General features: G+C 67.4%; 17 protein-coding genes. 8 read left to right on the plus strand and 9 right to left on the minus strand.

The window, feature by feature from the left end; translation table 11 throughout:
• The first annotated feature begins 55 nt into the window (after positions 1–55).
• Both FG94_RS04420 and FG94_RS04425 read left to right on the plus strand, forming a co-directional pair.
• Positions 56–1,291, plus strand: a complete 1,236-nt coding sequence (locus FG94_RS04420) for a hypothetical protein (protein ID WP_161783935.1) — start codon at positions 56–58, stop codon at positions 1,289–1,291.
• 15 nt (positions 1,292–1,306) lie between these two features.
• The gene (locus FG94_RS04425; protein ID WP_036207547.1) at positions 1,307–2,218 is read left to right on the plus strand and encodes a LysR family transcriptional regulator; all 912 of its coding nucleotides are present in this window, start codon (positions 1,307–1,309) and stop codon (positions 2,216–2,218) included.
• Here FG94_RS04425 and FG94_RS04430 read toward each other — a convergent pair.
• On the minus strand, positions 2,215–3,444 hold the full coding sequence (locus FG94_RS04430; RefSeq protein ID WP_051996155.1) for an MFS transporter: 1,230 nt from the start codon (positions 3,442–3,444) through the stop codon (positions 2,215–2,217). The genes FG94_RS04425 and FG94_RS04430 overlap by 4 nt on opposite strands.
• An 87-nt stretch (positions 3,445–3,531) precedes the next feature.
• Positions 3,532–4,590 (minus strand): AI-2E family transporter, encoded by a 1,059-nt coding sequence (locus FG94_RS04435; protein WP_036207550.1) that lies wholly within the window; start codon positions 4,588–4,590, stop codon positions 3,532–3,534.
• 125 nt (positions 4,591–4,715) lie between these two features.
• On the opposite strand from FG94_RS04435, the gene FG94_RS04440 reads away from it, so the two are divergent.
• Complete coding sequence (locus FG94_RS04440; protein WP_051996157.1) at positions 4,716–6,695, plus strand: TonB-dependent receptor; 1,980 nt, start codon at positions 4,716–4,718, stop codon at positions 6,693–6,695.
• Between the two features lie 50 nt (positions 6,696–6,745).
• Here the strand turns inward: FG94_RS04440 and FG94_RS04445 are convergent, their stop codons facing one another.
• A complete protein-coding gene (locus tag FG94_RS04445; RefSeq protein ID WP_051996159.1) occupies positions 6,746–8,197 on the minus strand; it encodes a Gfo/Idh/MocA family protein in 1,452 nt (483 codons plus the stop codon).
• Positions 8,198–8,609: 412 nt separating this feature from the next.
• Between FG94_RS04445 and FG94_RS04450 the strand changes: the two genes are divergently transcribed.
• The 3 genes from FG94_RS04450 to FG94_RS04460 all read left to right on the plus strand — a co-directional run bounded on the left by FG94_RS04450 (position 8,610) and on the right by FG94_RS04460 (position 14,218).
• On the plus strand, positions 8,610–11,528 hold the full coding sequence (locus tag FG94_RS04450; protein ID WP_036207553.1) for a TonB-dependent receptor domain-containing protein: 2,919 nt from the start codon (positions 8,610–8,612) through the stop codon (positions 11,526–11,528).
• 105 nt (positions 11,529–11,633) lie between these two features.
• Positions 11,634–12,911: a pectate lyase gene (gene pelA / locus FG94_RS04455; protein ID WP_036207556.1), complete on the plus strand. Its 1,278-nt coding sequence runs from the start codon at positions 11,634–11,636 to the stop codon at positions 12,909–12,911.
• On the plus strand, positions 12,908–14,218 hold the full coding sequence (locus FG94_RS04460) for a DUF1593 domain-containing protein (RefSeq protein ID WP_081925787.1): 1,311 nt from the start codon (positions 12,908–12,910) through the stop codon (positions 14,216–14,218). The genes pelA and FG94_RS04460 overlap by 4 nt, the downstream gene beginning before the upstream one ends.
• 9 nt (positions 14,219–14,227) lie before the next feature.
• Here the strand turns inward: FG94_RS04460 and FG94_RS04465 are convergent, their stop codons facing one another.
• Positions 14,228–14,695, minus strand: a complete 468-nt coding sequence (locus FG94_RS04465; RefSeq protein ID WP_036207559.1) for an Lrp/AsnC family transcriptional regulator — start codon at positions 14,693–14,695, stop codon at positions 14,228–14,230.
• A gap of 134 nt (positions 14,696–14,829) precedes the next feature.
• On the opposite strand from FG94_RS04465, the gene FG94_RS04470 reads away from it, so the two are divergent.
• Both FG94_RS04470 and FG94_RS04475 read left to right on the plus strand, forming a co-directional pair.
• Positions 14,830–18,375 carry an indolepyruvate ferredoxin oxidoreductase family protein gene (locus FG94_RS04470; RefSeq protein ID WP_081925788.1) on the plus strand — a complete coding sequence of 1,182 codons (3,546 nt, stop codon included), beginning with the start codon at positions 14,830–14,832 and terminating at the stop codon, positions 18,373–18,375.
• A gap of 172 nt (positions 18,376–18,547) precedes the next feature.
• Positions 18,548–18,799, plus strand: coding sequence for a hypothetical protein (locus tag FG94_RS04475; RefSeq protein WP_036207563.1), 252 nt, complete (start codon positions 18,548–18,550; stop codon positions 18,797–18,799).
• Between the two features lie 87 nt (positions 18,800–18,886).
• On the opposite strand, the gene FG94_RS04480 is transcribed toward FG94_RS04475, so the two are convergent.
• From FG94_RS04480 to FG94_RS04500, 5 genes are all read right to left on the minus strand, one after another.
• Complete coding sequence (locus tag FG94_RS04480) at positions 18,887–20,014, minus strand: PHB depolymerase family esterase (protein ID WP_036207566.1); 1,128 nt, start codon at positions 20,012–20,014, stop codon at positions 18,887–18,889.
• An 82-nt stretch (positions 20,015–20,096) separates the two neighbouring features.
• Complete coding sequence (locus FG94_RS04485) at positions 20,097–20,996, minus strand: alpha/beta fold hydrolase (protein WP_036207648.1); 900 nt, start codon at positions 20,994–20,996, stop codon at positions 20,097–20,099.
• A gap of 95 nt (positions 20,997–21,091) precedes the next feature.
• The gene (locus FG94_RS04490; protein ID WP_036207569.1) at positions 21,092–21,697 is read right to left on the minus strand and encodes a redoxin domain-containing protein; all 606 of its coding nucleotides are present in this window, start codon (positions 21,695–21,697) and stop codon (positions 21,092–21,094) included.
• A 46-nt stretch (positions 21,698–21,743) separates the two neighbouring features.
• The gene (locus FG94_RS04495; RefSeq protein WP_081925789.1) at positions 21,744–23,870 is read right to left on the minus strand and encodes a protein-disulfide reductase DsbD; all 2,127 of its coding nucleotides are present in this window, start codon (positions 23,868–23,870) and stop codon (positions 21,744–21,746) included.
• Positions 23,871–24,088: 218 nt separating this feature from the next.
• On the minus strand, positions 24,089–26,086 hold the full coding sequence (locus tag FG94_RS04500) for an LTA synthase family protein (RefSeq protein ID WP_229445851.1): 1,998 nt from the start codon (positions 26,084–26,086) through the stop codon (positions 24,089–24,091).
• Positions 26,087–26,301 lie beyond the last annotated feature (215 nt).

Genomic DNA, 26,301 nt, shown 5'->3' on the forward strand with positions numbered 1-26,301 from the left:
ACGCGTTCTCCCTAACTCGACACTGCCCGTCGCAGCGGCGACCGGCATCCCCATGATGAAAAAACTGACCCCGATCGCTTGCTCGACCCGCATGGCCGTGCTGGTCTCCTTGTTGGCTGCGGCCCCCGCGCACGCCGCCGATTCCGCTCTATCGCCGACCCAGATCGGCGTCGCCTCCTTCAACATGGGCTGGGCCGGCTCGCAGCAGGACTTCGATCGCCAGAACGCGGTCTGCTCGACCGTGTCGTGGTGCGACACGCGCCCGCGCCGCCAGCCGGGACAAACGTCCATTACCGAGGAAGCCGTGAAGGTGGCGCGCCAGTGCGTCGCCGATACCGAGCGCCTGGCGGGCGGTCGCGACGGGGCGGCCATGATGGCGCCGTGTAATGCCTACCAGGGACGCGGTGCGCCGGTGGCGCTCACGAGCGCCGACTACGCGGCCAAGCTGGCCGGCTTGCAGGCGACCATCGCCGGGCTGATCGAGAAGGATGGGGTGCGCGTGATCGCCTTCCAGGAGGTGCGCTCGAGCGAGGTGATCAAGCAGCTGCTCGGACGCCATGCCGGCCGCTTCGGCGTCTGCGACGCGCCGCACGAGAGTTTCCAGACCCTGGCTTTCGCCTGGGACCGCAGCCTGGGTAACAAGGCCCGCTGCAGCGTGGACAAGGGCCTGGCCATCGTCGACAATCCCACCGACCCCGAGTCGCGCAAGGTCCGTCCGGGCCTGGCGCTCGAAATGAAGGTGGCGGGACGCCCCATCGCTTTTCTTAACGTGCATCTGAAGTCCGGCTGCGCCAACATCGTGCCGACCCCGATCTACCAGGCGCGCCTGCTGGACGATCCGGCCGGCGCCTGCAAGACCCTGAACCGCCAGGTCGCGCCGCTCGAGCGCTGGATCGACAGCGTGGCCAAACAGAGCCCGGACTTCGTCCTGCTGGGCGACTTCAACCGCCGCATCGACGAGGAAGCCGCGGCCAACATCCCGGCCGACAAGGTGCGTACCGACGGCAGCGACCCGGCCGGCGTGCCGGCGACGGACAAGGACGGCCGCGTGGCCACACGTTACATGTGGCAGGAGCTGAACGCGGGCAGGGACCTGCAGCAGGTGCCGCTGGCAAGCGTGGACGCGAACTGCAAGGGCTTTACGGGCCTCGACCACATCGTGCTCAGCGGCGCCCTGGCGGCGCGCCAGCCGGCCAATCTCGGCTCGCGCAAGACCGCCGCGGTGCAGGCGCCCGACCAGCGCATCGAGACCAGCGACCATTGCCCGCGTAGCGTCATGCTGGCGTTCTAAGCGAGGCCGCGGGGCATGGACCGCTTCGCCGAACTGAAGGCGTTCTGCCTGGTCGCGGCCAGCGGCGGCTTTTCGCCCGCCGCACGCCAGATGGGCGTGGCGACGTCTTCCGTGACACGGCTGGTCGATGCACTCGAAGCAAGGCTTGGCGCCGTCCTGCTGAACCGCTCCACCCGCAGCGTCACCCTCACCGATACCGGGCGCAGCTATTACGAGGAAGCGCGGCGCGTGCTGGAGCAGCTCGATGCGGCCGACGATGCCGTTGCGGGGCAGGGCGGCGACGTCAAGGGCGTGCTGCGCGTCGCCGCGCCGGCGAGCTTCGCCACCCTGCACATCGCGCCCATCCTGCCGGAACTGCGCGCCAGGTACCCGCGCCTGGTGCTGGACCTGCGCCTCAGCGACGAAGCCGCGCGCCTGGTCGACGAATCGATCGACGTCGCCATCCGGATCGGCAGGATCGACCCGGATTCGACCCTGGTGGCGCGCCGCCTCGGGTCCCACCGGCGCCTGTTGTGCGCGAGCCCGGCCTACCTGGCCAGCCGCGGCACGCCGATCCTGCCGGCCGACCTGGCCCACCACGACTGCCTGCAGCTCGCCGAGCGGCGGGTGTGGCGCATGCGGCGCCTGGAGAGGGAAGGCGAGGCTGAGGAGATCAGCATCGACGCCGTCCTGCAGGCCAACAGCGCCGAACTGCTGCGCCAGGCCGCGCTCGCGGGCCTCGGCGTCGCGATGCTGGCGCACTGGCTGGTGCGCGACGATGTCGCCGCCGGCCGCCTGGCGCCGGTGCTGCCGGCCTGGGAGGTCAACCCGGGCCCGATGGACGTCACGCTGCATGCGCTCTACCAACCGAACCGGCGCGGCTCGCACAAGATCCGCGCCTTTGTCGACCTGCTCGCCGCGCACCTCACGCGCTCCGGCCTGAACTAAACAGTTTTCCCCAGTACCGAACCACGACCCGGCAACTCGCCCAGCCAGTAGAGCAGGGCGGCGGCCGGGAAAGCCATGCCGACCAGCAGGGCGGCATTCCAGCCATATTGCGCGAACACCCAGGCGCCCAGCGCCGATCCCAGCGCGCCGCCGCCGAAGAACAGGGCGAAGTAGATGCCGTTCAGGCGGCTGCGCACGTCCGCGCCCAGGCTGAAGATGGCGCGCTGTCCCAGTACCAGGTTGGCCGCGACCGCCATGTCGAGCACGATCGAGGCCACGGCCAGCACCCCGATCGCCAGTTCGCGCGAGGCCGGCTGGTAGAGCGGCAGCGCGAATCCCGCTACGCCCAGCACCAGGGCCGCGGCGGTCGCGGGCAAGGTGTGGCCGGCGTCCGCCAGCCGTCCGGCCACCGGCGAGGCGATGGCCCCGGCCATGCCGACCAGCGCGAAGATCGCGATGCCGGTCTGCGACAGGTGGACGCGCGGGCCTTCGAGCATCAGGGGCGTCACGGTCCAGAACAGGCTGAAGGCCCCGAACAGGCCCGCGTGGTAGGCGGCGCGGCGGCGCAGCAGCGGCGTGCCCGCCAGCAGGGTCCACAGCGATGCGATCAGCTTGCGGTAGGAGAGTGCCTGCGTTGGTGCGCGCTGCGGCAGCCTGCTGCGCAGCACGAAGGCCAGCACCAGGATGATGGCGGCGGCGCCGCCGAACACCGCGTGCCAGCCGGCGACATCGGCCACCAGGCTGGCCGCGGGCCGGGCCAGCATGATCCCCAGCAGCAAACCGCTGACCACCTTGCCGACGGCCTGGCCGCGGGTCTCCTCGCGCGACAGGTGGGCGGCGAAGGGCACCAGCACCTGGGCCGCCACCGAGCCGAGCCCGATGCCCAGCGCGGCGGCCAGGAACAGCCAGGCATTGCTGCTGAAGGCGGCCGCAAGCAGCGCCGCGGCGGTCCCCAGGAGGGCGCAGAACACCAGCCTTCGGTTTTCCAGCAGGTCGCCGAGCGGCACGATGAACAGCAGGCCGAGGGCGTAGCCGACCTGGGTCAGGGTGACGACCAGGCCGGCTGCATGCAGCGACAGGCCGGTGGCAAGGCTGATCGGACCGACCAGGGTCTGGGCGTAGTATAGGTTGGCGACGATCAGGCCGGCCGAGACGGCGAGCAGGCGCGTCAATCCTGGAGAAATGTCGGCGGCGGGTGTGGCGGTGGGCGTGGTGGTGGGGCGCATGGTGTGGTCCTTGTCGAAAATGGATGTCGGGACCGATTCTATGGGGGCCGCCGGCCCCTATTGATGCGCGCTACGCAATAGTCCTTTTCACTCTGCGTGGAACTCGTCGGCGCGCGCGAACAGGCTCCAGGCCGCGATGAACAGCGCCGCGATCACCGGCCCGATCACGAAGCCGTTCAGGCCGAACAGCGCCATGCCGCCGAGCGTGGACAGCAGCACCAGGTAGTCCGGCAGCTTGGTGTCCTTGCCCACCAGGATGGGACGCAGCAGGTTGTCGACCAGGCCGATCACCAGCACGCCGTACAGGGCCAGCACCACTCCTTGCGTGACCGAACCCGTGAACAGGAAATAGGCGGCCACCGGCCCCCAGATGATGGCGGCGCCGACGGCCGGCAGCAGCGACAGGAAGCTCATCACCACGCCCCACAGCACCGGCCCGGGGACGTCCAGGAACCAGAAGATCAGGCCGCCGAGCGTGCCCTGGGCGACAGCCACCAGCACGTTGCCCTTCACGGTGGCGCGGATCACGGTCACGAACTTGTCGAACAGGGGCTTCTTGTAGTGCGAGTCGAGCGGCACCGCGCGCTTGATGCGCGCCGCGATGGTGCGCCCGTCGCGGAACAGGAAGAACAGCAGGTAGAGCATGACGGTCATGCCGACCAGGAAGTCGAGCGCATTGCGCCCGAAGCCCACCGCATAACGCGCCGCCAACTGGCTGGCCTGGGCCACTCCGGCGCTGAGCTTGTCCTGCACCGTCGACATGATGGTCGACTGGTAGCGCTCGAACAGGGAGGCCGCCCAGTCGGGCAGGCCCGCCACGACCCGGCGCAGCATGGCGTCGAAGTCAAGGCTGCCGGCGCTGACCATGTTGTACAGCGCGAGCGCCTGGTCGGCCAGCGCGGCGGCGATCAGGGTCAGGGGCAGGATCACCATCAGGATGATCAGCACCAGGGTGACGAAAGCCGCGATGTTGGCGCGCCCCTTCAAGCGCGCCAGCAGGCGCTCGTACACCGGCGCGAACACGATCGCCAGCACCATGCCCCAGAAGACGGCCCCCGAGAACGGCAGCAGGATCCAGAAAAAGGCGAGGGTCACCGCGCCCAGCAGGAGCAGGAAGGAGTTTTGCGGCAGCGTGAATTGCGTCATCAGGAGCGCCCGGAGTTCAAGAATGGTGTCGATGATACTCTATCAATATTCGAAGGCGTGATTCATATTGATAGTAGTCTATCAATACCGGATAATGCGCAGCCTTCCGACTTGCGCATTGCCTCATGCTGAAGATCCTGAGCTCGACCGTCCTGCTGGCCCTGGCCGCGGCGCCCACCTGGGCACAGACCACCCCTCCCGCCGCCAGCCAGCCCGCCGAGCCGGCGACGCCCGGTACCCAGCAGCTGCATGGGCGGGCCGACGAGAACGTGATGCGCCAGGCCGAGGATGCCTTCGGCACCAGCGTCGGCCGCGAGACCATCGGCCTGTACAACTCGTCCAGCGTGCGCGGCTTCTCTCCGGTCGCGGCGGGCAATGCGCGCATCGAGGGCCTGTACTTCGACCAGGTCTGGGGCCTCACGCCGCGCATCCGGCGCTCCACCAACATCCGGGTCGGCATCTCGGCCCAGGGCTATCCCTTCCCGGCGCCGACCGGCATCGTCGACTACAGCTTCCGCAAGCCGGGCGATCGGGCCAGGCTGGCCCTGGCCACGGGTGGCGACAGCTACGGCGGCGCCTATGTCGAGGCCGACGGCGAACTGCCGCTGGCGCGCAGCCTGAACCTGGGCATCGGCACCGCCGTCGGCAGCAACGAATACCCCAACGGCACCGACTCGCGCTACCGCAATGCCGCGCTGAGCCTGCGCTGGCAGCCGGCCGCAAGCCTCGAGATCGTCCCCTTCTGGCACCGCGCCGAGACCTACGACGACGAAAAGGCGCCGAGCTTCCTGCCGGCCGGTTGCCACCTGCCGCCGCGCATCGAGCGCCGCCGTTTCAACGGCCCGGAGTGGGCCGACTTTCGCACCACCGCGATGAACTACGGCGGCCTGGCCACGCTGCGCGCTAACGAGGACTGGACCGTCCGTGCCGGCGTGTTCCGCTCGCTGTACAACGACCACCGCGCCTTCACCCACCTGCTCACCGGCGTGACGCTTGACGGCAGCGCGAACCGGCGCCTGATCGTCGATCCGCCGGCGGAGAATGCGTCCACCAGCGGCGAACTGCGTCTCACGCGCGTCGTCGTCGAAGGCCCGCGCCTGCACAATCTTCACTTCAGCGTGCGCGGGCGCGACCGCCAGCGCCGCTACGACGGCTCGCAGGCCTTCGACCTGGGGCGCACCACGATCGATGCGCCTTACACCGCGCCCGAGCCGGCCTTCGTGTTCGGCGAGCAGACCCGCGACCGCACCCGCCAGTGGACCGGCGGCTTCGCCTACGACGGACGCTGGCGCAAGGTGGGCGAGATCGGCTTCAGCCTGCAGAAGACCGACTACCGCAAGCGCCTGCAAAAGCCGGGCCTGCCGCTCGCCACCGCCGAGGACAAGCCCTGGCTGTACAACCTGACGGCCGCCGGCCATATCAGCCCCAGGCTGGTGGCCTTCGGCAGCTTTACCCGCGGACTGGAAGAGAGCGGGGTAGCGCCCAGCAATGCGCTCAACCGCAACGAGCTGCTGCCGGCGATCCGCACCACCCAGGGCGACCTCGGCCTGCGCTATGCCTTGAGCCCGGAAATGAAGCTGGTGGCCACCTTGTTCGACCTGCGCAAGCCCTACTTCAACTTCGACGCCGGCAACCGCTACGCCCAGCTGGGCGACGTGCAGAACCGGGGACTGGAAGTGTCGCTGGCGGGCGCCTTGAGCCCACGCCTGAACGTCGTCGCCGGCGCGGTCCTGTCGCGCCCGCGCGCGACCGGCGAGGGTGTGCGCCTGGGGCGGGTGGGCGAGCGTCCGGTCGGCATGAGCCGGCGCAGCGCCGAATTCAACCTGGACTGGCGCACTCCGTGGCTGGAGGGGTTGTCGCTGGACATGACGGCTTCGCACAGCGGCGCCATCACCGCCACCGTCGACAACCGGGTCGCCATCCCCGAGCGCACCCTGGTGGCGCTGAGCGGCCGCTACCGCTTCAAGCTGGGCGAGCAGCCGGCTTCGCTGCGGGTGGCGGTGAACAACGTGTTCGATACCTATGGCTGGGAACTGCGCGGCGCCGGCGCGTATGACGTCATCAACGGGCGCTTGGTGTCGGCGTACTTGTCAGTGGATCTGTAAACGAAAACCGGCACCAAGCGGGTGCCGGCAGGGGACCGATCGGGGGCTGGTCAGGGAATCTTGATCCGGATCGGCATCGGCACCGGTGCGCGGCGGTCCGGCATCGGCGCGCGGTCCGGCGGCGTGAGGCCGGTGACCAGGTCGGCCACGCGCACCGTCTGTCCGGTCTCGAAGCACTTGTTGGCCGCGATGCCGACCAGGGCCGACCAGGCGCCGGCGCGCTCGTCCGAGGCGCGCTTGTACTTGTCCGGCGGGCCTTCGCCGAAGATCTCGGTGAGCATGACGTCGTCGCCGCCGCCATGGCTGCCCTTGCCGATGATCGGCTCGATGTCGCGCGGCTGGCCGCGCATCGGGATCACGCGGATCGACACGTTCTCGCTGCCGCTCTGCACCTTGGCCGCGCCGGCCGCTCCGCCCGACTCGACGATGCGGTGTTCGATGCGGCCCTTGGTGCCGTTGAAGGCGATGTGGTAGCCCTCCCAGGCGTCATAGGCCGACAGCGCGTAGTTCAGGTGCGCGCCGTTGTCGTAGCGGACCATCACATTCATGGTGTCTTCGATGTCGATGCTCGGGCGCCACACGCACCCGTCGCGGTAGTAGCCGTCGTATTGTTCGTTGTCGAGGTAGAGGGCTTTCAGCCCAGGATCTGACGCCAGGTCGAAGTAGAAGTTGCACTTCTGCTTTTCCGGGCAGGTGAGGCAGCGCTCGTGCGGCTTGGCGAGCCCCATGCGGCGCGCGGTTTCCGGGGTGTAGAACTGGCGCGAACCGAAGGCGTGCACGGTCTCCGGCTGGGCGCCCAGCCACCAGTTGACCAGGTCGAAGTGGTGGGTCGACTTGTGCACCATCAGGCCGCCCGAATTGGCCTTGTTGGCGTGCCAGCGGCGGAAGTAATCGGCGCCGTGAACAGTGTTGAGCAGCCAGGTGAAGTCGACCGAGATGACGTCGCCGATCTCGCCCGACATCAAGAGCTCCTTGATCTGGGTGCGCGGCGGGGAATAGCGGTAGTTGAAGGTGACACGGACCTGGCGGCCGGTGCGCTTGACGGCATCGATGATGCGCTGTGCCTTTTCGGCGGTGGTCGTCATCGGCTTTTCGGTGATGACGTCGCAGCCGGCTTCGAGGGCGCGCACGATATAGTCGTCGTGAGTGGCGTCGGGCGTGGTGACGATCACGAACTGCGGCCTGGTTTCGCGGATCATGCGGTCGAAGTCCGCCGCGGCGTAGCCGCGCGGTTGGCTGGCGCCGGTCTCGGTAACGAGCTTCACGGCGCGCGCCAGGCGGCCGGCATTCTTGTCGCAGATGGCCACGACTTCGGAGGTAGCGCGGAACTTGCCCGTCATCGCATTGGTGAACATGCGCGCACGCGAACCCACGCCCACGACCGCATAGCGCTTGCGCGTGGTCGTCGCGAAGGCGCCGCCGCTAGCCAGCACCAGGCCAGCCGCCCCGGCGCCCTTCAGTACGGTGCGGCGATCGATTCTCCCGACATTCTTTTCATTCATCTTTCGTCTCCAGTCTTGTTGTGGCGCCACCGGCGTTCACGGCCGCGGGCTCGGCATATGGTGGCCTGAAAACAGGGGAATTGGCAAGACCACTTTCATTTGTGGTTGGACTAAATCACGGATCTGGTCGAACAATTCGAGGGGGAAGATCGACGTTCCAACGGAAATTCGTTAGATAATTGCAACAAAATCTTGCCAATTCAGCATTATTTACAGGCTGATCAGTATGCGCCGTAAATATTTGTTGCAACAAAGTGGCCTGACCAATTTATAATCCGGTCATATCACTTCTTGTAAAACCTGCAAAGACAGCGTCAGGATTTGACGGCAGGCCTGTGGAATTCGCTCCAAGTGGCCTGGCCAATCAGTAGTGTGGTCATATCAATCTTAAGAAAAAAGATAGGAGACGTGAATGAACCCGACCTTTGTTCCCACCCCACGCCGAGCCCAACTGGCAAGCGCAGTTAGCCTGGCGCTGTTCCAGCTGGCGGCCCACGCGCAGGCTCAGAACACCGAAGCCCCGTCGTCAACGCCAGCCGTGCAGGCGGTGGTGGTGACCGGCTCGCTGATCCGCCGTGTCGACGACGAGGGCACGAATCCCGTCACCACCGTCAAGGCCCAGGAACTGGAAGCCCGCGGCCATACCGAACTCAAGGACTTCGTGCTGGAGCAGCCGCAATCGCTGTCGCTCGGCACCAACTCCGGCGCGGCCGGTCCGGTGACCAACCTGCGCGGCCTTGGCCCGATGCGCACTCTGACCCTGCTGAACGGCCGCCGCCTGGCGAACGAGCCGCTGCAGGACCAGTACGTCTCCGTCAACGTGATCCCGCGCATGGCGCTGGAGCGCGTCGAGACCCTGAACGGCGGCGGCGCCTCGATCTACGGCGCCGACGCCATCGGCGGCGTCCAGAACTACTGGACCAAGCGCGGCTACCAGGGCGGCGCGGTCAAGGCCGAATACGCCCGCCCCGAACTGAGCGGCGGCGGCCGTACCAAGAGCATCAGCGGCATCTTCGGCTGGGGCGACCTGAGCGAGGAAGGCTGGAACGCCTACATCGCCATCGACCACCAGAAGAAGGACGCGTTGTTCCAGGGCGACCGTCCGGAACAGCATGACCCGGCCGTGCTGCGCAGCCTGGGCCTGGGTATCACGCCGGACGCGCGCAACCCGAACCCGCTGGCCAACTTCGGCTTCGCCCGCAACGCCAACTCGAACTACAACCCGAATTTCGCCACCGGCTGCGATTCGCCATGGTCGCTGCAGACCCTCGGCAACAACAGCCTGGCGACTCCGCCGGTCTACGCGCCGGGCTGCATCCGCAATCCGCTGTTCTGGAACGCCGTCACCGACGGCAGCGAGATCACCACCGTCGCCGGCCGCGTCAGCTGGAACCTGGCCGGTGGCCACAAGCTCGACCTCGACGTGCTGCATTCCGCGTTCACCGTGCAGAAGTTCCGCGGCATGCAGGTGCCGAACGCGACCCAGCCGTTCACCACTTACTCGATGCCGGCGACCAGCCGCTTCTATCCGGGCAAGGGCATCACGCCGCTGCCGCAGGTAGTCGGCAGCAACACCGGTTCCAACACCCCGGCCATGTTCATCGACCCGGCCAAGACCCCGGGCACGGCGACGCCGCTGAACATGAACAACCGCGCCATCTACTTCCAGTGGGGCCCGGGCGAACTCGGACCGGCCTACCGCAACGACGAACAGGGCAACAACCGCGTCGTGCTGTCGCTCGAAGGCGACGTGATGGGCTGGGACTACCGTCTCGGCGCGAACTATGGCCGTTCCAAGCGCGACACCCGCGTGGGCGAAGGCTACATCCTGTACAGCAAGGCGCAGGCCGGCTTCGACCAGGGCATCCTGAATCCGTTCGGCCCGCAGGACGCCGCCGGACTGGCCTACCTGCGCAGCATCCAGGCCGAGGACTATACCTATCGCCTGAACAAGGCCTTCAACAAGAGCATCGACGCCACCGTCACCCGTCCGGTCTGGGCGCTCGGCGGCGGCGACATGGTGCTGGCGGTGTCGGGTGAACTGCGCGAAGACTCGGCGCGCACCCATAACGCGCCGCTCGACTTCGTGTACAAGCGCGCCGACGGCAGCTACAACATCGACGCTTCCGGCAACGTGGTGCAATCCGACCTAGTGGGCGAGACCCCGCAGGGCGTGGCCAAGAAGCTCAAGCGCAAGATCTCTTCGCTGATGTTCGAGGTCGATGCGCCGATCACCAAGACCTGGCTGGTCAACGGTTCGGTCCGCGCCGACCGCTACGACGACCTGGACCAGACCACGGTGAACCCGGCGCTGGCGACCCGCTGGGCGCCGATGCAGGAAATGGTGCTGCGCGCCTCGGTCTCGAGCGGTTTCCGCGCGCCGTCGATCATGGACATCCAGAACCCGACCCCGGAAGTGCGCAGCCAGCTGATGGACGATCCGGTCCTGTGCCGCAGCACCCGTCCACTGGAGCCGGGCACCGGCACCCCCTCGGCAGGCTATACCGCCGACCAGGTCTGCAACGTCCTGACCAACTACTGGACCAAGTCGCCCAACAACAGCCACCTGAAGCCGGAGAAGTCGCGCGGCTTCAACATCGGCATCGGCCTGGAGCCGATCAAGAACCTGTCGCTGACGGTCGACTACTGGGGCCTGAAGCTGCGTGACGTGCTGGGCGCGGTCTCGATCGCCGAGATCCAGCAGAACCCGGCCAAGTACGAGAGCGTCATCAACCGCCGCGCCGATGGCACCATCGACTACATCATCGCCAGCCAGGCCAACCGTGGCCAGACCCGCATCCGCGGCGCCGACATCTCGGGCAGCTACCGCTTCCCGAAGACCAGCTTCGGCACCTTCGATGCGAAACTCGATGCGACCTGGTACCACAAGTACGAGTTCCAGAGCGAGGCGGGCGGCGCATGGAACAGCAACGTCGGCATCATCACCAACGACGGCCGCTTCGGCAGCGCCGGTCCGAACTCGGGCCTGGCCGGCATGCCGCAGGTGAACCCGCGCTGGAAGTACACCGCGGCGGTGACCTACAGCACCGGACCGTGGCGCGCCACGCTGTCGCAGCGCTTCAACACCGCGCTGACCGACCTGACTCCGCGTGCGGGATCGAACCTGACCGAAGTGGAATCGTATAGCCAGTTCAACCTGAACGTGCGCTATACCGGCATCAAGAACACCACGGTGTCGCTGGGCGTGAACAACATCACGGAAGAGTGGCCACCGCTGACCGCCAACACGATCTACAGCGGCGGTTACCTGACCAGCCTGGCGGACATGATGGGCCGTGTCTACCGCATGTCGGTCGAGTACAAGTTCTAAGCTGAAGGCTTGGAGTCGCGCAGGTGCAAGACCTGCGCACCGGCGGCACGGGCGGAAGCAATCCACGCCTGTGCCGCTTTGTCTTTTGTGGAATCAAACACCATCATGCGACGAACTGCCTATACCCTGGGCGCCCTGTGCCTGGCGCTTCCCGCGATCTGCCAGCCGGCGATCCTTTCGCACATGACGCCGGCCCAGCCCCTGAGCGAGGCGCGCATCGGCGCGCTGCCCGAGGCGCAGCGCGCCGAATGGACGGCCTACCTCACGCGTTCGCGTGCGCTGATGGAGGCGGACAAGGCTGCCCTGCGCGCGGAACGCGCCGGATTATCAGCCACGCCGGAACGCCCGCACACCGATGCGCCGGAAGGCGGCATGCTACTGCGCAAACCGGCTGTGTGGTATGGCGGGGCTGAAGCCTTGCGGGTGGCGGACAACATCCTCAGTTTCCAGACGCCTGCCGGCGGATGGGGCAAGAACGTCGACCGTGGCGGACGACCGCGCCGCCCAGGCGAGCACTGGGTGCCTGGAGAAGAGCGGCAAGGCAAGACGAACTGGACCTACGTCGGCACCATCGACAACGGCACCACCACCAACGAGTTGCGCTTCCTGGCGCGGGTCCAGGCGCAGCTGCCAGGAACGAGGGGCGGGCCCTATCGCGCCGGCTTCCTCAAGGGCCTGCGTTATCTCCTGAATTCCCAGTATCCCAATGGCGGCTTCCCGCAGATCTATCCGCTGCAGGGCGGCTACCACGATGCGGTCACCCTGAACGACGACGCCATGGTACGGGTCGTGAACCTGTTGATGGACGTCGGAGAAGGGCGGAGCGACTTTGCGTTCGTGCCGGCCACGCAGGTAGAAGAAGCAAAGTCCGCAGTGCAGCGCGCCGTCGGGATGTTTGTCGCGACCCAGCAGACGCGGGGCGGAAGGAAGACCGGCTGGGGTCAGCAGTTCGATGCCCTGACGCTGGAGCTTGCCGGAGCGCGTAATTTCGAACCGGCCGCCCTGGCCACGCCCGAAACCACGAGCGTGCTCCTGCTGATGATGCGCCTTCCTGGCCCGCCGCGCGAAGTGCAGGAAGCGGTACATGGCGGCGTAGCATGGCTGCGCTCGGTGGCGCTGCGCGACGTCGCCTGGAAGTCGACCACGCCCGAGCGTGGAAGAATGCTGCTGCCTGCGCCTGGCGCGGGAGAAATCTGGGCGCGCTACTACGATGCGCGCAGCATGAAGCCGGTGTTCGGTGACCGCGACCGCAGCGTCCATGACGATGTCAACGAACTGCACATCGAGCGCCGCAACGGTTATGCATGGTTCGGGACGGTTCCATCCCGGGCGCTCGAGCGTTATGCCAGCTGGTCCTTGCAGTATCCGGCAGGTGCCGAATGAAGACGAACCGACGCCGCCTGCTTGCCTTGCTCGCCATGTCGCTGCCGCTGTCCGCGTGCAGGCTGACGCCCGCCAACAACGCCGCACCTGCTGCAAAACCCCGTGTCATCGTCTCCACCGACATCGGCGGCACCGACTACGACGACTTCCAGTCGCTGGTCCACCTGCTGCTCTACGCCGACATGATCGAGCTGGAAGGCATGCTGGCTTCGCCATGGGGCGAGGGACGCGACCGCAAGCGCCATCTGCTCGCCATCATCGACGCCTACGAGAAGGACTATCCGAACCTGAAGACCTGGTCGGCGGATTATCCGAGCCCGGCCACCCTGCGCAGCATCTCGAAGCAGGGCGGCCTGGACCTGGCGCCGCCGCCGGGCTGGGGCCAGCCGACCGAGGGATCGAGCTGGATCGTCGAGCGCGCCCGCCAGCCGGACCCGCGCCCGCTCTGGGTGCTGCTGTGGGGCGGCTTCGAAGACCTGGCCCAGGCATTGCACGATGCGCCGGACATCAAGCCCAAGCTGCGCGTGTACATGATCGGCGGTCCGAACAAGAAGTGGTCGAACGCGGCCTACGACTACCTGGCGCGCGAGCACCCCGATCTCTGGATCATCGAGAACAACTCGACCTACCGCGGCTGGTTCCTTGGGGGCGACCAGTCGGGCGACCTGGCTAACCGCGCCTTCGTGGAGCGCCACGTCAAGGGTGTGGGCGCGCTGGGCGACTACTTCGCCGGCATCGCGCCGCTGGTCAAGATGGGCGACACGCCCTCGCTCGCCTATGTGATGGGCGCGAAGCCGGAGGATCCGACCGCGGGAGGCTGGGGCGGCAGCTTCGTGCGCGCCTGGGAGCGCCCGCGCGTGGTCTTCGATGCGCCGCCGAGCACGCAGGACGTGGTCGAGACCTTCGCCATCATGGAGCTGAACTACCGCCCCGCGGGCAAGGCGCCGGCCGGCGCCCGGGCCAGCCTTCAGATCGACAAGCAGGAATTCCCGGGCTTCCCGCAGCCGGACGGTTCCTGGCGCTTCCTGTTCTCGCCCAAGGAAGACAAGATCTGGAGCTACCGGATCGCCAGCAAGCATCCGGGGCTGGACGGACAGACCGGCGGCTTCACTTCGCGCATGGCGGCGCCGGAACTGGCGCGCCGGCCGTCTGCTAGGCACCCGAACTGGTGGACCGACGACCCGGATCCGCGGCTACGTGAAGGCCTGCACCAGGGCGCCAGGTCGATCAGCCGCTGGCGCGAAGCATTCCTGCGCGATTTCGCCGCGCGGCTGCGCCGTACCCAGGCCCCGGCCCAGTCTCCATGATTGCGAACCCTACAGCGGCAGGGCCGTCTCGTACTTCACCTCGCGCAGCGCGACACTCGTGTTCAGTTGCGACACCCCCGGCAGCTTGAGCAGCACGTTGTGCAGCAGGTCGTGGTAGGCATCCATGTCGGCGACCATCACCTTGACGATGTAGTCCGAGGTCCCCGTCATTTCGTAGCACTCCATCACTTCGCGGCAGGCCCGCATCTGCGCCTCGAAGGCCTCGACCACGCCGGCCTCGTGCCGCGTCAGGGACACATGCAGCATGCACACCAGGCCGAGGTCGAGCTTGCGACGGTCGAGGAGGGCGGCGTAGCGGCGGATGTAGCCGTGCTCTTCGAGCTCCTTCTGGCGCCGCCAGCAGGGCGAGGCCGACATGCCGACCCGTTCGGCCAGTTCGTTGACGGACAGGCGGCCGTCCTGCTGCAGCTCGCGCAGGATGCGCATTGACGCCGCGTCAAGGTAAGATTTTTCCATGGAGGGCTCGGAATAGAAATAATTTACCTATTCTGCACCAAATCCAGGTAAGTTAGAAAAGTTATTTCCCCGGCATTGACTATCATCTTTCACTATGAACAAGCCCTGCAGGGCTGGCACAGTGGAGACAATAGATGGGATCGATGCACGAGGAAGTCGGCGGGGCGGCGCTGGCCGACCCGGCCTACCGGCTGGACGACAACCTGAAGCGTGAGCAGGGCCGCGTGTTCCTGACCGGCACTCAGGCCCTGATCCGGCTGCCGCTCATGCAGAAGGCCCTGGACGAGCGCGCCGGCCTGAACACCGGCGGCTTCATTTCCGGCTATCGCGGCTCGCCGCTGGGCGCGGTCGACCAGGAAGCCTGGCGCGCATCGAAAATCCTGCAGCAGAACGCCATCGAATTCCTCCCCGCCATCAACGAGGAACTCGGCGCCACCGCCGTGCTGGGCTCGCAGCAGGTCGGGGGCGACCCGCACCGCACCGTGGATGGCGTGTTCGCCATGTGGTACGGCAAGGGCCCGGGCGTGGACCGCGCCGGCGACGCGCTCAAGCACGGCAATGCGTATGGCTCCTCGCCCCTGGGCGGCGTGCTGGTGATCGCCGGCGACGATCACGGCTGCGTGTCCTCGTCGATGCCGCACCAGAGCGACCACGCCTTCATGGCCTGGGGCATGCCGGTCCTGAATCCGGCGAATATCGAGGAATACCTGGAGTTCGGCCTGTACGGCTGGGCGCTGTCGCGCTTTTCCGGCGCCTGGGTCGGCTTCAAGGCGATCTCCGAGACCGTGGAAGGCGGCGCGGTCGTCGAACTGCCCGCGCCCCCCGGTTTCAAGACGCCGGAAAACTACGTGCCGCCCGCGGATGGCCTGCACTACCGCTGGCCCGACCTGCCCAGCCTGGCGATCGAACAGCGCGTGGCCGACAAGCTGCAGGCCGTGCACGCCTTCGCGGCCGTGAACTCGATCGACAAGCTGGTAGTCGCCGCACCAAGCGCGAAGCTGGGAATCATCGCGGCCGGCAAGGCCTACCTCGACCTGCTGGAAGCCTTTGCCCGCCTGGGCCTTGGCCTCGACCAGCTCGAAGGACTCGGCCTGCGCCTGTACAAGCCGGGCCTGACTTTCCCGCTGGAGCGCACCCGCCTGCATGCGTTTGCCCACGGCCTGCAGGAAGTGCTGGTGGTGGAAGAGAAGGGCGACGTCATCGAAGGCCAGCTCAAGAGCTTGCTGTACAACCTGGCGCCGGAGCAGCGCCCGCAGGTGCTCGGCAAGCTTGATCTCGCGGGCCAGCCGCTGCTGTCCAGCCTGGGCGAGCTGCGCCCCTCGCGCATCGCGCCGGTGCTGGTGCGCTGGCTGGGGCCGAAGCTGCCGGCTTTGCGCCTCGAGGAATTCCTGCCGCAGTTCTGCCGCGCCGAGCTGCTATCCAACGGCGCCGACGCGATCAAGCGCACCCCATACTTCTGCTCGGGCTGCCCGCACAATACCTCGACCCGGGTGCCGGAAGGCAGCCGCGCGCTGGCCGGTATCGGCTGCAATTTCATGGCCAGCTGGATGAAGCGCGATACCTTCACGCTGACCCAGATGGGCGGCGAGGGCGTGCCCTGGGTCGCGGCCTCGCGCTTCTCGCGCGAGAAGCACGTGTTCCAGAACCTGGGCGACGGTACCTATTACCATTCGGGCTCGCTGGCGATCCGCCAGGCGGTGGCGGCGCGCGCCAACATCACCTACAAGATCCTGTACAACGACGCGGTGGCCATGACCGGCGGCCAGCCGGTGGACGGCAAGCTCTCCGTCCCGCAGATCCTGCAGCAGGTGCTCAGCGAAGGCGCGGTGGAGGCGGTGGTCGTCACGGACCAGCCGGAGAACTACGGGGGCATCACGCTGCCGGCCGGGGTGGCGGTGCACCACCGCGGCGAACTCGATGCCATCCAGCGCCGGCTGCGCGACACGCCTGGGGTCACGGCGCTGGTCTACGACCAGACCTGCGCCGCCGAGAAGCGCCGCCGCCGCAAGAAGAACAAGCCGGACAACATCGTCTTCCCCGACCCGCCGCGCCGCATGGTGATCAACCCGGCGGTGTGCGAGGGCTGCGGCGACTGCGGCGTGCAGTCGAACTGCCTGTCGATCCTGCCGCTCGAGACCCCGCTGGGCCGCAAGCGGAGAATCGACCAGGCTTCCTGCAACAAGGACTATTCGTGCGCGGAAGGCTTCTGCCCGAGCTTCGTGTCCGTCATCGGCGGCCAGCTCAAGAAGCCGGCCGCCGCCGCGCTCGAACTGCGCCAGCTGGAAAGCATGCTGGCCGCCTATCCGCTTCCCGCCAGCTACGCCTTCGACAAGCCCTTCGAGATGCTGGTGGCGGGCGTCGGCGGCACCGGCGTGGTCACGGTCGGCGCTCTGATCACGATGGCCGCCCACCTGGAAGGCAAGGGCGCCTCGACCCTGGACTTCATGGGCTTCGCGCAGAAGGGCGGGGCGGTGATGTCGCACGTGCGGCTGGCCCCGTCGCCGCGCTTGCTGCACCAGGTCCGCATCGACCTGCAGCAGGCCGACGCCCTGCTGGCCTGCGACCTAGTGGTGGCGGCGATGCCGGACGCGCTGGCGGTGATGCGGCGCGGGCATACCCGCGTGGTCGCCAACGAGAACGAGACCCCGACCGCCGAATTCACGCGCGATCCCGACGCCGACATCCGCAAGGACGAGTTGCTGGCCAAGATCCAGGACGCCGGCGGCCCGACGCTACGCCTGAACGCCCAGCAGCTCGCCAGCAGCGTGCTGGGCGACCCGATCGGCGCCAACATCCTGATGATGGGCGCGGCCTGGCAGCTGGGACTAGTGCCGGTCGGCCTGGAGGCATTGAACCGCGCGATCGAACTGAACGGCGTGGCCGTCGAGATGAACAAGAAGGCCTTCATGCTGGGCCGCCTGGTGGCCGCCGACGAAAAGGCCGCCGCACGCCTGGCGCAGCCGGCCAAGGTGGTGCAGTTCACGCCGCCAAGCTCGCTCGAGGAACTGGTGGCGTTGCGCGCCGACTGGCTGACGCAGTACCAGAACGCTGCCTACGCCCAGCAGTACCGCGCCGCCGTGGCGAAGGTTGAAGCGCGCGAAGTCGAGATCGAGGGTCCGGCGTCGAAGCGTGCAGTGGCCAAGGCGGTCGCCCGATCGCTGTTCAAGGTGATGGCTTACAAGGACGAATACGAAGTGGCGCGCCTGCACACGCAGACCGGCTTCCTGGAAGGCTTGAAGGAGCAGTTCGAGGGCGACTTCCGGGTCGAGTACCACCTGGCGCCGCCGCTGCTGGCCAGGAAGAAGCCGGGCACGGACATCCCTGCCAAGATGCGCTTCGGCCCGTGGATGCGCTCGGCCTTCCGCATGCTGGCGCCGCTGAAGGTCTTGCGCGGCACCGCCTTCGACGTCTTCGGCTATACCCACGAGCGCCGCGCCGAGCGCCGGCTGCGCAGCGACTATTTTGCGCTGGTCGACATGCTGGCCACGGAGCTGACGCTGGAAAACCGGGCGGCCGCGCTCAAGCTGGCCCAGGTGGCGGAGTCGATCCGCGGCTATGGGCACGTCAAGGCGGCCAACCTGGAGCGCGCCAAGTCAGAGACGGCCCGCCTGCTGCAGGCCTTCAAGGAGCCGATGAAGGAGCAGATGAAGGAAGTTACGTTGGTGCGCATGGATCGTTGAAATCGCGCAAGTTCACGCGCGCTTGCCTGGTGGAGGATGATGCTGTCAGGTAAAACTCGCGGACTCGGTTATAATGCACCGCAACATAACCCCACATCGCCGGCACTGCCGGCGATTTTCATTTCCGGCAGCGTTTTTTCATTTTTATCATTGCCATCTTGCGAATACGATCATGGGCCACGACATCAAGACCTTCAGGGAAGCCATCGCGCTGATGCAGCGCGTCTGGCGCGAAGCATTCGGTTTTTTCCTCAGTATCGAGCTATGGCTCATGGTACTTGCGGCGGCAGGCACGGTTGGCGGAGCCTGGCTGGCAGTGCTGGGCGATGCATGGAGCCTGCCCATCCTTGTATTCGGCTTTGGCTACATCCCGGTGCGCATGGTCCTGCACCTGAAGCGCATCCTCGCCTGGCCCTTTATCTGAGACCTGGTCCTGACCAGGAGGGCGCCATCAGCGTCCGCGGCGCGGCGGCAGCGCTACGGTGGCGACGCGCTGGAAGATACCGGTCCGTCATGGCCGCGCCTGGCGCCGGTGCCTGCCGAAGAAGTCGAGCATCATGCGGCTTGCATCCGGTCCTGCCTCTGCATTGAACTTCAGGGCCGGATCGCCGCCGCTCCAGGCGTGACCCAGGCCGGCGATGCGGACCACGCGCAGCAGCAGCTTGGAACCGGCCAGGTGGTCGTGGATTTCATGGGCATTGCGGCGGCCGCCCCGTCCCGCGGGTTTCTGCGCGATCCGTGTCGCCGGACCTGCCGGCAAACCGTTCAACTGGAGCCACTGGCGCGCCAGCTCGAACTGGTTGATCGGGCGCACCACCCGGTCATCCTCGCCCTGGATCATCAACGCCGGCATCGGCGGCATCGGCGCGTCCACGCCATCCGCGATACGGCGTTCCAGCACGGCGCGGATGGCCGCATCGGCCTGCAGGGGAGCGCCGTGGCGCATGACGTGCATCGCGCCGATCGGGCTGTGCCCGGCGCCGAAGACGGGCCCGGAATGCAGGCCGACGGCGGCGAACAGCTCGGGGTGGTTCAGGGCCAGCACGGCCGCCATGCCGGCGCCGGCGGACAGGCCGCAGGCATAGATGCGGCGGCGGTCGACCGGGTGCCGCGTGCACACCGCGTCGACCAGCGCGGCCAGCGCCATGGTGTCGCCGCCGCCCTGCTGGGTGTCGCGGTCGTACCAGCGCCAGCAGCGCTGCCGCTGCACCTGCCGTTCTTGCTGCGGGTAGAGCACGGCGAAGCCTTTTTCTTCCGCCAGGCGGTTCATGCGCGTGCCGTCGGCGAACTGGGTGGCGCTCTGGTGACAGCCGTGCAGCATCACCACCAGCGGCCAGCCGCGCCGCGTCACGCTCTCGGGTACGTGGCGCGGCAGGTACAGCCAGTAAGACATGGTTTGTGCGGACCCCTGTCCCGGCTGCGGCGGCAGGGGGAACTGTGCCTTCAGCCATCGGCCGGGCGCGCCGGCTTCAAGGGCACGGTTCTCCCGCGGCGCGGGTCGGGAAGTGCTGCGTCTGGAAGCCGGCTTTTGCGGCGCCGGCGCGAACGCGCCCAGCAGCGTCGCGGTCAGCGATTGTTGCGCCTTGGCGGCGCGGCTCAGGCTGCGGAGCAGGCGCACCCCGGGGGCAAGTTTGACCATATTGCATCTGTAAGCTATGTTGCAGTGCAATATAACCGTCTCGGGGTGCGCGCTCCGTGCGCTGGCGAACGCGCAGGCTGGATCAGGGCGCGGCGAGGAAAGCCTTTACCTCGCCCTGGAAACGCTGCGGCTGGTCCCACATGATGAAGTGGGCGCTGTCCGGAATGCGTTTCAGGGTCAGGTTCTTCACCGGCGCATAGGCGCTCTTGTAGGCGAAGTCGAACTGCTCGGCCGGGATCGGCACGGTCTTCGGCTGCACGTAGAGCACGGTGACCGGCTTGGTAATCTTGTCCAGCTCCGGGATCAGGTTGGTCACGATCAGCTCGCGGTAGGCGCGGCTGCTGACGTCCAGGTCGCTGGCGGCAGAGTCGGAGATGGCGCCGGCGCGCATCGACTCGGTGTTGACCATGCCGACGATGGTGTCGCTGGTGTTCTTGGCGCGCTGCTCGGGGCTGGCGTTGCGGATGCTCGCCATGACCGCGTTCGCGACCGCCTCGACCTGCTCGGGCGGCGCGCCGGGACCGGCAAAGAAGTTGCCCAGGTAAGGGTACATGTCCACCACCATCAGGCGCGACAGCGCTTCCGGATGGCGCGCCGCCAGCATCATGCCCATGGTGCCGCCCATCGAATGCCCGATTACGGCCGGCTGCTTCAGGCCGGCCTCCTTGATGTAGCGCGCGATCTCGTCGGCCACGGGCGCCGCCACCTTGCCTTCGGTGTTGCCGCCCGCCGGCTGGCCGGCGAAGCCCGACACCTGCACCAGGTGGTAGCGGTAGCCCTTTACCGCGGCCACGGTCGAGGCCCAGGCGCGCGGCGAGGAATTCAGACCGGGGATCAGGACCACGTCGGGCCCGGAGCCCTCCGTGCGCACCGTGATGCGCGTCGATTCGAAGGGCGCGGCCAGGGCGCTGGAGAATGGCAGGAAGGCGGCGAAGCTTGCCGCGGCCAGCAGGCTGCGGCGTGAAAGCGAGGTGCGACGCATGTGGATCCCCTTGTTGTTATAAATAGCGGGAATCATCATAGCAGCGCCCGCCATGCATGGCGGGCCCCTGCGGCACATTATCTGAATCGCATGAATCAGCCGTACTTCACCGAGCAGCCGTAGGGCTTGGTGACGGCCTGGCTCAAGGGCTTGCCGGCCAGCGATTCGTCGATCGCCTGCACCATGTAGTTGGTGGAGCTCTTGATATCGGCCGGATTGGCGCTCGGCTTGCTGTCGATCGCGCCGGCGTACACCAGCTTGCCGCTCGGGTCGATCAGGTACATGTGCGGCGTGGTGCGCGCGCCGTAGGCCTTGCCGATGGCGCCGCCCGTGTCCATGATGGTGGCCGCGGGCATGGCCTTCTTCGCCTTGACCCAGTCGCTGATGGCGGCCGACTTCTTGTTGTGGTCGCCGTCGGCGCTGGTGCTCACCGACAGCCAGACCACGCCCTTGTCGGCGGCGTACTTCTGCACGGTGGGCATGTTGCCGCTGTCGTAGTGCTTCTTGACGAAGGGGCACTCCGGGTTGACCCATTCGAGCACCACGTACTTGCCCTTGTACTGGTCGAGCGAGACCGGCTTGCCGGCGGTGTCGACGCCCTTGAAGGCGGGTGCCGGCTGGCCGACCACGGCTTCGGCGAGGGCGCTGCCATTGAGAAGCAGGGCGGCGGCGAACAGCGAGAATGCGATGGTGCGCTTCATGAAATCCTCCTGGTGGTTGGTCTGGTTGGACTGCTTGAACTGTTGATTACGGCGCGGCCAGGGCCTGCCTGACTTCCTCCACACTCGGCAGTTCCGACAACAGCGTCGGCTGCGGCGCACCTTTGCGGTAGAGCGCGTACACCGGCACGCCGCTGCGTCCGAGTTCCTTCAGCGCCTGCGTGATCGTTTCGTCGCGCCGGGTCCAGTCGGCGCGCAGCAGCAGCACCTCCCTGGCCTGGAAGTCCCGCATCAGTCCCGGGTCGGCGAGGGTGGTGCGCTTGTTGTACTGGCAGGTGACGCACCATGCCGCGGTGAAGTCGACGAAGACCGGCCGGCCCTGCTGGCGCGCCTGGGCCACCGCCTGCGGCGACCAGGCCTGCCAGCCGGCCGACGCTGCGGCCGTGGCCGCATTTGCCTGACCATGCTGGAACGCCGGCCAGGCCCAGGCAGCCGCGCCCAGGAATGCCAGGGCGGCGGCGCCGATGCCGGCAAAGCGCCCGGCATGGCTGCGCGCCGGGATACCCAGCACCCACACGCCGAAGGCGGCGGCCACGATCAGGCCGAGGATGGCCGCGACTGCGTCGACGCCGGCCTGCTGCCCGAGCACCCACAGCAGCCACACCACGGTGGCGAACATCGGGAAGGCCATGAAGGTCTTGAAGCGCAGCATCCATGGACCCGGACGCGGCAGCACGCGGGCCAGGCCGGGGAACAGGCTGGCGGCGAGATAGGGTGCGGCCATGCCTGCGCCCAGCGCGGCGAACACCGACAGCGCCTCTGGCGCGGGCTGGGACAGGGCGGCGCCCAGAGCAGCCCCCATGAAGGGCGCGGTGCAGGGCGAAGCCACTGCCACCGCCAGCACGCCGGTGAGGAAGTCGTCCAGCACCGGGTTGCGCGCCCGCGCATTCAGGATGCGGCTCGGGAGCATGTGACGGAACTCGAACAGGCCGGCCAGGTTGAAGCCGATCAGCGTGAACAGGATGGCCAGCGCCGCCACGAAGGGCGGCGACTGCAGCTGGAAGCCCCAGCCCAGGCCCTCGCCGCTGGCGCGCAAGGCCAGCAGCAGCGCGGCCAGCAGCAGGAAGGAAGCGACGACGCCCAGGGTGTAGGCGAAGCCGCCCGCCACGATCCGCTTGCGCTCGCCGCCATGATGGGCGAAGCCGAGCACCTTCAGCGACAGCACCGGGAACACGCAGGGCATCAGGTTCAGGATGGCGCCGCCGAGGAAGGCGAAGGCCAGCACCACCAGCCAGGGACGCTCGGCGCCGCTGTCGACCGGCACGGATGCCGGTGGCGCGGCTGGCGCCGGTGCCGCCGCGGCCGCACCCGGTGTCGGCCAGGGGCCCGCGATCGCGAAGCTGATGGGGATGCCGGGCGCCTGGTGGCCCGCGGTGATCACCGCATCCATGGATGCCGGGCTGTCGCTGCGCTGGCTCGACAATGGCGCGCGCAGCACCAGCTGCCCGTCCTTCCACTCCTGCGCCAGCGGCGCCGGGTGGTCGATCACGCCGCCGTTCGCCGGGAACAGCTGCAAGGCCTGGCCACGGTAGGCGGGCGGCAGCCCCCGGGCCTCGATCACCAGCGCATTGTTTTCGATCCTGGCAGCGGCTTTCAAGCCGGGCACCTCGCGCGGCGCGCTGTCGAAGGCGCGCTGGAACAGCGCGGCATGGGTGGAGACGGGGCCGGGCGCGAGGATGGTGTCGAGTTCCGCGAATTCCGGGATGCATACCTCTTCGCAGATGAGGAAGTCGGCGCGCAGCTTCACCGGCACTGGCCCACCTTGATAGTCGGCCGGCACCGTCAGGCGCACCGGCAGCAGCAGGTCGCCGTCGTAACCGTAGTTCATCAGGGGACCGAGCGGCAACTGCTTCGGTGTCGGCCAGGCGATGTCGCCGGTCGCGAAGCCGGGCGGCAGGGTCCAGGCCGTGGTGGTGGGCAGGCCCGAGTCGCCCGGGTTGAGCCAGTAGGTATGCCAGTGCGGCTGGTGCTCGATGCGCAGGCCCAGCCAGACGTCAAGGCCGGGCTTGATGCCGCCTGGTGCGTGCACCAGCAGGCTGGCGCGCGCATGACCGGTCTCGGCCGTGGAGGCGGCCTGTGCCCAGCCCGCATGGAAGGAGAGCACCAGGGCCAGCAGGAAGGCCGGGAAAAAGCGCAGGAAGCCTGGACGCCGCATCTCAGCGTCCATCGGCGCTGGCGGGCAGGGCTGTGCAGGCAATCAAGGCTGGCGTTCTGGCATCCATCTTCTTGTTCCCGGTTGGAAGAGCGCTGCATAGGGCGCCCGCGGCCGGACAGCAAGGCCGGCGGGACAACCAATATTAGCAGGAACCCAAGCCGAAGAATCGGCCGCAGGATGGCGACTTTGTTGCGAGTTTGTTTCCGGAATATGTATATCTAAGGTGCCAGCCGGTAGCGCTGCTCGCGGTAGAGGAGGGACGGCAGCATCACGTGAGCCATTGCCTGGTCAACCTGGGCCCGGCTCGGCTTGCCCGCGTAGGGATCGAGCACGCCGCTAGCGGCATCATAGCGGCCCAGCAGGGGCGCCTTGCCGGGGCGCAGGATGGTGGCCGAGGAGCCTTCCAGCCAGGTGAACAGGTTATTGAACTGGATCAGGGCACGTCCCGGCGAGCTGCTGTCGCGCACGAAGTCGCGGCCGATCATCGGGTGGGTGCTCGACACGCCCAGCAGCGACAGCAGAGTCGGCGCCAGGTCGACCTGGCTGGCGATGGTGGCGATCCGCTTCGGCTGGATGTCGGCGCCGAGGATCAGGCCCGGGATGTGGAACTTCTTGATCGGCACCAGGGCATTGCCGTACACCCGGTTGTCATGGTCGGCCACGATCAGGAATACGGTGTCCTTCCAGTAGTCCTGTTTCTTCGCTTCGCGGATGAACTTGCCGAGGGCGTGATCGGCATATTTCACCGCATTGTTGACCGTTTGCTTGTCGGGGTCATGCAGCGCGATCTTCCCGTCCGGGAACTCGAAGGGTTCGTGGTTGGACGAGGTGAAGATCAGGCTGAAGAAGGGTTTTTTCGCGGCATGCAGGCTGTTCAGGCGCTCCAGCGACTTGTCGAACAGATCTTCGTCGGAGGCGCCCCAGCTGCCCACGAAGGACGGGCGCATTTGGCCGATGTCGACGATCTTCTGGAAGCCGTTGCCGGTGAAGAAGCTGCGCATATTGTCGAAGTGCGCTTCGCCGCCGTAGACGAACTCGGTGTGGTAGCCCTGCTGGCCCAGGCCTGCCGCCAGCGTGTAGAAGTTCTGCTGGGCCAGCGACAGCTTGACCACGCTGCGCGCCGGTGTCGGCGCGTAGCCGGCCACCACCGCTTCGATGCCGCGCACCGAGCGGGTGCCGGTGGCGTAGAGCTGCTCGAACCACCAGCCTTCGTGCTTGAGCTTTTCCAGCTCCGGCGTCACCGGCAGGCCGCCCAGCGACTGCACGAAGGTGGCGCCCAGGCTTTCTTCCAGCACGATGACCAGGTTCAGCGGGTGCTCGCGCTGGATTGCGGCCGGCTGGTGGTGCAGGGTTGGCAGCTGCGGGTTGTCGAAGCGCGCCCCGGCCAGCCAGGGCGCCGCGCGCACCTGCTCGAGCACCTTGGCGCGCGGCATGTCGCCGTAGATTTCCGAGGATACCGATTCCTTGCGCATCGATCCGATGGCGTCGAACACGGACCAGGCCGAGTTGATGATAAGGGAATTGACCATTGAATCGCCCGTCAGGGCGAACAGGGCGGGATTGGCCGGGCGGTGCCCGGTGGTCGAGCGCACCTGCATGAAGACCGCGATGCAGAGCACGGGCCAGAGCAGCAGCAGCTTGCGCGAGGACCACATGTTCATGCCGTTCGACGCGCGCTGCAGCAGCCGGTACAGGAGCACGGCCAGCACGACGGTCAGTCCGACGCCCAGCAGCAGGGCGGTGCGAAAGCCGTTCCACAAGGTGGCGAACACTTCGTGCGGATAGGCCAGGTATTCGATGAACAGGCGGTTCGGGCGGACATCGTACTGCATGATGAACTGCGGCGAGGACAATTCCATGAAGACGATGAAGACCAGCGCGAAGGTGGCCCAGGCCACCGTGGCCGTGCGCCACAGGCGGGCCGAGAAGCGGTGCGCGAACAGGGGCGCCAGCAGCAGCGGGACCGCCAGGAAATAGCCGAGCAGGATAAGGTCGGCCCGGGCACCCTGCAGGAACAGCACGGCCGAGATGCCGGTCGCCTCCACCCGTTCCCACTGCCAGGCGGCCAGGGCCACGCGCGACAGGCTCAGGATGAGCAGTCCCAGCAGAAGCATCTGCAGCAGGCTGGCGTAGGGGCCGGCCCAGCGGGTGATTCGGGCCAGGCGCGCCGAGGGGGTCTTGTCCTGGGAGGTGCTGCTGGATGCTTTTGGAAACATGAAAACGCGTTGCGACGCCTGGTTGACGTGGAACACACATCGCCAGGCGATGCCCCGTGGTGCCCCGCCTGGTAGGCAGCGCGACCGTGTATGTATATTATGCTCAGATCATAGTCGATGCTACGCGGCAACGGCTCAGTCCGGCGTTACTGGGGCGTTAAGAATGCGTTAAATGACGCGTACATACGACGAAAGGGGGGCCGCCCGCGGGAGCG

It is taken from the genome of Massilia sp. LC238, from assembly GCF_000735635.1.
GTDB lineage: Bacteria > Pseudomonadota > Gammaproteobacteria > Burkholderiales > Burkholderiaceae_D > Telluria > Telluria varians.